The following is a 5,854-nucleotide window of genomic DNA, read 5'->3' as shown; positions in this document are numbered from 1 at the left end:
GAGGGGTATCGCACGGCCAAGACCACCTTCGGCTTCAACCTGAATGCGAGTTTCTGATTAGCGATCATGCCCAAGGGCACACCGAATTCGTTCTCGATGCGAGGCATCTGGCGCATGGAAGACCGCTGGGAAGTCACACTTATCCGGCAAGGCCAGCGCCATCGCCGCGTGTTCTTGCTCAGTACGCACGGTGGAGTTCGTGCTTCGTTGAAAGTCGCCAAACAATGGCGCGATGAGATCGAAGCCGAGAAGCCGCTCACGCCTCGCCATGTACAGGCAGCCAAGCCGCGCGTCGATTCGCCCAGTGGCATCGCTGGCGTGACTTGCATCCGTTGTACCCCCGATGGCAAACCGTCGATCTGGCGAGCACAGACGCGCATTGGTGATCGGAACGTCAGCAAGTCGTTCAGCGTCGGGCGCTATGGTGCCCGCGCGTTGGACCTGGCGATCTCCGAGCGTGACAAGCAACTCGAACAAATGAAGCAGTGGCTGGAGTCGCGCCATGCATGACCTTGGGCGCACCGTTATCCGCATGAATTTTGCAGCAGTCCACATTCCTCAGCGCCCTTGAGGTGCATGGGCACCGTAGAAAGCAGGAAGGACGATGGTGATCGACGAAGGATCGATATCCGACCGTTGCGGCGGTCTCTCCACCAGGCCATCCCGCAATTTTCATATGCACTGTCAAAAGTGATAGTTGTCGAATGACATACTTCGTCGCACCCTAGACGCAGATCCAGGCGGAGAACTTTTTGTGGGAGCAGGCCGCCCCTGGGTCCGACAGCTGTTCAGGGCGCAGTCACTCTTGCCTGGCACTGGTTCTGCTCCTATTCGAGCTCTTCAAGCCGGGGACTTCACATCCAACGATGCACGGCCTGAAAGCACGGCACCCAAAAGGATCTGTCATGGAACTCGACGCCCACGTAAACCGCCGCGAACCCGGTCCGCAGACCGTCGGTATGCCTGCATTCTTTCGCATGGCTGACGTGATTCGCATCACTGCACTGAGTCGCGCCACCGTATACCGAAGAATTGCCGAAGGCAAGTTCCCGCCTCCCGTGCACCTGGGAGGCCGCGCCTCTGGATGGCCGCGTGCAGCGCTTCAGCGCTGGATCGATGATCCGGACGGCTATTCGAATTCGCCCATCACGCATCCGAGTCGAATGAACTGAACGAAGCGAGACTCTCCGCGTCCTTCGCGGACCGGACTTCCCTAGCAGATTTGTCAGTTGTCCGAAGTCGAGCTTTGTCGCACGCTCGGCGCAAATCCATGCGGATAACAATTTTTAAGAACCGCCGGATTGGGCTGCGATTGCCGGGGCGAGTCCGAACGGCAGCGCTGCTCTGCTTTGTCCAGAGTCTTCAAGTCAGAAATTCAATGTCCGCAAGCACGCCGCCAAGGCTCGACCCAATTTCAAGGAGTTGTCATGCAATTGGAATCCCATGCCAATCACCGCCATGTTGATCTGTCGAGCGCGACAGGCCCCGCATTTTTTCGCATGGCCGACGTGATACGGATCACCGCACTGAGCCGCGCCACCTTGTATCGCAGGACTGCCGGATGCAAGTTTCCGCCTCAAGTGCATTTGGGCGGACACGCCTGTGGATGGCCGCGTGGGGCGCTTCAGCAATGGATTGATGATCCGGAGGGATATTCGAACTCTCGCGGACTGGTTGATCTAGCCGAGCCCGCTACCTGATGCAGGAGAATCTCGAGAATCCGCTTCGCCATTGGGACGGCCGGGAAGGCATCCCTGCCGCCATAGTCAAGAAGACGCGCGCGGCCTTCCTGGATGCGCTGCGGCAGGTGCGCGAGGCCAACAATGTGGCGGGCGCGGAAGACGCGGCCTATACCGAAGCGGTCGCCCGGGCGGTCTCGGAATTTCTCGAGGTTGTCGGCGCGCTCAACCGCAAGCACGAATTTCTCTACACGCTGGAGCGCGACGAGGTGATTGACGCCGTCGACATGCTTGCCGCGCAACTTTCCGAGGACGCACGAGCCGCGCTCGATCCCGCTCGACGACTGAGTCAACCACCCTTGGCTGTCGGGTGGCCCTGGGCAGCTAGGATGGCCGCGATCGGCCCAGACGGTGCGCTTTCTCGACTGGCGCGACGGCCAGATGCGCCATGGCAAGGTGGTCGCCATGAGGGACACGCAGGTGACTTTGCACGAGGAAGGCACGCGACGCGAGTGGAAGCTGCCCTATGCCGCCGTCGAACCACCGGATCCTGCAAGCCCGCCCGCAACGGCTTCTGCGCGCGCAGCACCACCGCAGAGCATGCCTTCACGGGGCGACTTCCGCTGCGGCGAGAAGGTCTCGTTCGACGACAGCTACCTCCAGCCGCAGGTAGGCGTCATCGTGCGCATCAACCAGCGCACCGCCACCGTCGACACGGGCAACGGGCATTCATGGCGAGTGCCGTTCCACATGCTGCGCCAGGTCTTCGACATCTGATGATTCGGCCGCGGTCAAGAGGGCCGTGAGCTGACGCTTACACAAAGATGAGCCGCGTGATCGTTTCAACGGCGCCATGCGACCCGTCCGCCTCGCTGGTGAGCGAAGTTCGGCGCATTACAAACCTCGGAGTTCTCGACGTGCGGGACCGCCTTTCCGCCGGGAAGCCCGTGTTCGCCCTTCAACTGACCAACTCAAATCGCACCAATGCTTGAACTGAGACCTTCGGAGTTCCATCGCGTCGCTTCCTTATTCGACGATCTTCCGTACGGTCCCAACATCCCCAATTCCGTCATCGCCGGTATCGGGCGTGGCCGCGTATTCGCGAACGATCCGGCGCGGCCAACCGCGGCCCTCGTCTACAAGAACGGCGCCTGCACGCTCGCCGGTGCCGCCGACGTCCGAAAGACCAGATTGGGCGGCCCGCGGTCCTGAAGGCCCTGGAGTCAACCGTCGAAGGGATGTTTCCAGGTGGCTTGGCAGAAGGTGTGATGGGGATGTCATCAAAGGCCTTGAGGCCAGCGGCTTTGTGGCCATCGGCGGGACGAAGGTCGACTACCTGGATGCAATGGCAACCGAGGCAACCGACGGTCTGTGGCCCTATATGCCGTTTTGCTTCGCCGAGCTGAGTACGAGCACTTTTCCCCGGAGACGCCTTGGCGATGGCATGTGCCGAGCCAGTTCGTGCTTTCGCATGTGACTGTTCTGGGACAGGTCAGATGGGACCGGCTTGCGGCTCGAGGTTCAAGTTGTCGGCCGAGCCCGTCACGGTTTCCACGTAGTTGAACGACGATTTCCTGTGCTTCGAGGGGCGACGCTTCAGAACGCTCTGATGCGCAAAATGCTTGCACAGGGGTTTGAGCACCACATCCAGTCGCGCAGCGCGGGTCAGAGGTGCGGCAAGAACACCTGGCAGAACTGCTCATACGCGGTCTGTGGCGAATATGTCCTGTCATGTGCCAAGTAGCCGTCCATGTCGCTCAAGAACTTGCGCGACTTCATTCGGCGCACCAGCTCTGCTTCGATGTTGGCAGCGCTGAACGTGCTGCCCTCCTGCCTCATATAGAAGCGGAAGGCTTCGCCGACTCGACCCGGGTTCACCTTGGAGACCGCATGGGGCTGTTGCGATGTCTCCCACGCCCAGACGATGTCGAACAGGTCTCGACCGTGTTCGCGCTGGAGCAGCGCGCGCAGCTTTGTGCCGAGCATCTCGTCGAGGTCGTATGACGCCACGGCAATCGCCGCGTCAGAACTCGTGGGGTCGTAGGTGTATGTGCTGCGGATGATTTTTGACTTGGCCACCAGGTTGCGAACAGTCAACTGAATGTCCGTCATCACCGACTCGACCGGATTACCAAGAAGCGGCTTAAGTACTCGTGTGAGTGCCTTCTTGATGTGGCCGGGCGGACGGTCGCCCACCAGCACCAAGTCGATGTCTTCCGAATACCTGCTCGCCGGTGCGAGGTGCGCCTTGTGAAGCACCGTGCCTCCGCGCATTGCGACTTGGCCCGTCAAGAACTTGTCCTCGAAGATGGCGGCCACGGCCTGGCTGATGAGGTAGTCCTGTTCAACCGCTCCACGGAGCCACTGGCCGCCACTGCGCTAGTTCCTGCACGCTGATCATCCTCGCATCTCCTTCAGTAGTTCGTGCTGGTTCGACGTGTACTCGATGGCCCATTTGCCGTCGACCAGGTGCATGGTGGCTTGGTCATCTCGGGGCGTGACCAGCGGCTGCACACTGCGCCGTTGCTGATGCAGCCAGCTGGCGACCGTATCTGCCAAGCGCCCCCCTCCGAGCTGGTCGAGCACGAACCCGAAGCGCTGGACGGCCGGCACTTGGTTCAGGGCCCTTACAGCGTCGCGCACGCCGACCGACGTCATCTTCGGTAGGAGGTCGTGGGCAATCCGAGCGACGGCCTCCAGTCCGCCCACGGTGTTTTGGTGTCGAATGAGGTCAAGCACGGTGGCTTCACGAGTGCTGATGCGCATGCGCGCCATCTTGGTCCGCTCGTGAACCACGGGGGTGTCGCCCAAGGCCTTCTTGACAACGAATTCCACACGCAGCTTGCCCACTGCAAGCGGCCGCCGCGGCCGGCTCACCATGACTTGAGTGGCTTGATAGGCGTAATGGGACGAACCCCAAAAGCGTGCGGCGCTCAGAAGGGCCAGGTAGTACGCTGGTTCCTGGTCGCGCATGAGGTCATCCAGCCACCAGTCGACTGGTGGGGCGCCATAGTGCGCTTGCTCCGGAGGTACGCTGAGCCAGCGGGCCGCGTTCTTCTGGGCCAATACGATGCGTCCCGCCCTGGAAAGGCGCTGCAGCGCCATCTGGGACGCGGGGCCGCCCGGTTCGCGGCCCGTGTGGCGGGCGAACTCGTCTTCGCGGAACAGGTACCGAGCCTGCGACTGAAGATTGCGCAGCAACTCTGCGCTTCTTTCCTGCCCAACGGGGAAAGCTTGTGTGGGGGGCGTGGGGGCCAAAATGGAAGGCCTCTGAGTTCAAAAGCGTTTGCGAATATTTTCGTTTTTTGTATATTTACGCAAACGTTCTTGCACACCGGACGTCGAACACCCTTGGGTCACCGCACGCGTGAACACGGAAATGAGCTTGCACGTGCTGGCTTACAACCTGAGGCGCATGATCGCGATCCTGGGTATGAACCAAACGATGAAGGCGACAAGGCCTATTGGGGGAGTGAGGCTCTTCAATCGCCATTGCAACGCTCTCGGCGACCCAGGAGCATGCCAGGTCACCCGTTTCTGCGGCGAGGCCACTGGACGACTTCGTGACGCCGATCACGGCCTCGCGGTCACCGAAGCTGTTTCCACACGACCTCGGCCACGAGCGGACTTTCGTTCCATCGCCCCAATACTCGCGCCCGGCGGAAAGCTCAGGCCTTCCTGAGCGTTGTGTGCTCGGGTTACTGCGGGTAACATCTCGCCAGCACCATAGAAAACGGCCAACGAGCGGGTGCAAAAAAACATAAGCGGCGGTACTCCTCCCGGGAGACGCCTCGGGTAGTCGAGGGTTAGGGCGGTACAGGCTAATCAGGTCGCGCGCCCGTTGGAGGGAATCCGGATGCGAACCTGGGCGAAGGTACTCGATTGGGTTGGTGTTGCCATCTTCGGGATTGGCGCACTTGCGATGGCTCGCTATCCGCGGGCCTCACCGCTGGTCATGGTGATTCACTTGCTGCCGCTTGGCGCGGCACTGATTGCCTTTCGACAGGACTCCTCCCGCCTTGCCGTCGTGGTGGCACTCCTTCTCAACGGCCTGTGGATGGCCGGCTTGTCCGCAGGAATTACCTTCATCCTGTGGTCGCTCCCGCTCCGAGAAGGCTTCTTCATCGCGGTCTTCGTTGCCCTGCTGGCAATGCCTTGCCTGCTCAATCTTCTTG

The 5,854-nt window shown here is 61.0% G+C and carries 9 protein-coding genes; 6 read left to right on the top strand and 3 right to left on the bottom strand.

The features are described from left to right. The first annotated feature begins 114 nt into the window (after positions 1 to 114). The 3 genes from AC1DOC_RS27785 to AC1DOC_RS27775 all read left to right on the top strand — a co-directional run bounded on the left by AC1DOC_RS27785 (position 115) and on the right by AC1DOC_RS27775 (position 1,700). Positions 115 to 510 (top strand): AP2 domain-containing protein, encoded by a 396-nt coding sequence (locus AC1DOC_RS27785; protein ID WP_015867287.1) that lies wholly within the window; start codon positions 115 to 117, stop codon positions 508 to 510. A gap of 395 nt (positions 511 to 905) precedes the next feature. Next, positions 906 to 1,172 (top strand): helix-turn-helix transcriptional regulator, encoded by a 267-nt coding sequence (locus AC1DOC_RS27780; RefSeq protein ID WP_369663562.1) that lies wholly within the window; start codon positions 906 to 908, stop codon positions 1,170 to 1,172. Between the two features lie 255 nt (positions 1,173 to 1,427). Beyond that, entirely contained in the window at positions 1,428 to 1,700 is a 273-nt protein-coding gene (locus AC1DOC_RS27775) for a helix-turn-helix transcriptional regulator (RefSeq protein ID WP_015867285.1), read from the top strand. Here the strand turns inward: AC1DOC_RS27775 and AC1DOC_RS27770 are convergent. After that, positions 1,625 to 2,032, bottom strand: a complete 408-nt coding sequence (locus tag AC1DOC_RS27770) for a hypothetical protein (protein ID WP_018907265.1) — start codon at positions 2,030 to 2,032, stop codon at positions 1,625 to 1,627. The genes AC1DOC_RS27775 and AC1DOC_RS27770 overlap by 76 nt on opposite strands. Before the next feature lie 58 nt (positions 2,033 to 2,090). Here AC1DOC_RS27770 and AC1DOC_RS27765 point away from each other — a divergent pair, with 58 nt between their 5' ends. Together AC1DOC_RS27765 and AC1DOC_RS27760 are read left to right on the top strand one after the other, a co-directional pair. After that, complete coding sequence (locus AC1DOC_RS27765; RefSeq protein WP_018907264.1) at positions 2,091 to 2,456, top strand: hypothetical protein; 366 nt, start codon at positions 2,091 to 2,093, stop codon at positions 2,454 to 2,456. A gap of 207 nt (positions 2,457 to 2,663) precedes the next feature. Then, on the top strand, positions 2,664 to 2,891 hold the full coding sequence (locus tag AC1DOC_RS27760) for a hypothetical protein (protein ID WP_150106814.1): 228 nt from the start codon (positions 2,664 to 2,666) through the stop codon (positions 2,889 to 2,891). Positions 2,892 to 3,344: 453 nt separating this feature from the next. On the opposite strand, the gene AC1DOC_RS27755 is transcribed toward AC1DOC_RS27760, so the two are convergent. Both AC1DOC_RS27755 and AC1DOC_RS27750 read right to left on the bottom strand, forming a co-directional pair. Beyond that, the gene (locus tag AC1DOC_RS27755) at positions 3,345 to 3,998 is read right to left on the bottom strand and encodes a nucleotidyl transferase AbiEii/AbiGii toxin family protein (protein WP_478130929.1); all 654 of its coding nucleotides are present in this window, start codon (positions 3,996 to 3,998) and stop codon (positions 3,345 to 3,347) included. A 78-nt stretch (positions 3,999 to 4,076) separates the two neighbouring features. Then, positions 4,077 to 4,880 carry a type IV toxin-antitoxin system AbiEi family antitoxin domain-containing protein gene (locus AC1DOC_RS27750; protein ID WP_478084100.1) on the bottom strand — a complete coding sequence of 268 codons (804 nt, stop codon included), beginning with the start codon at positions 4,878 to 4,880 and terminating at the stop codon, positions 4,077 to 4,079. A gap of 655 nt (positions 4,881 to 5,535) precedes the next feature. On the opposite strand from AC1DOC_RS27750, the gene AC1DOC_RS27745 reads away from it, so the two are divergent. Further along, the coding region (locus AC1DOC_RS27745) for a hypothetical protein (protein WP_478130928.1) at positions 5,536 to 5,854 on the top strand (319 nt) is incomplete at its 3' end.

This window comes from Variovorax sp. 01T439_2, from assembly GCF_056398445.1.
This window is presented reverse-complemented; position numbering and strand designations above follow the sequence as displayed.

Bases quoted from the DNA above. Each gene is read 5' to 3' on its own strand.
- AC1DOC_RS27775 (WP_015867285.1), top strand. From the start codon at position 1,428: ATGCAATTGGAATCCCATGCCAATCACCGCCATGTTGATCTGTCGAGC.
- AC1DOC_RS27780 (WP_369663562.1), top strand. From the start codon at position 906: ATGGAACTCGACGCCCACGTAAACCGCCGCGAACCCGGTCCGCAGACC.
- AC1DOC_RS27785 (WP_015867287.1), top strand. From the start codon at position 115: ATGGAAGACCGCTGGGAAGTCACACTTATCCGGCAAGGCCAGCGCCAT.
- AC1DOC_RS27760 (WP_150106814.1), top strand. From the start codon at position 2,664: ATGCTTGAACTGAGACCTTCGGAGTTCCATCGCGTCGCTTCCTTATTC.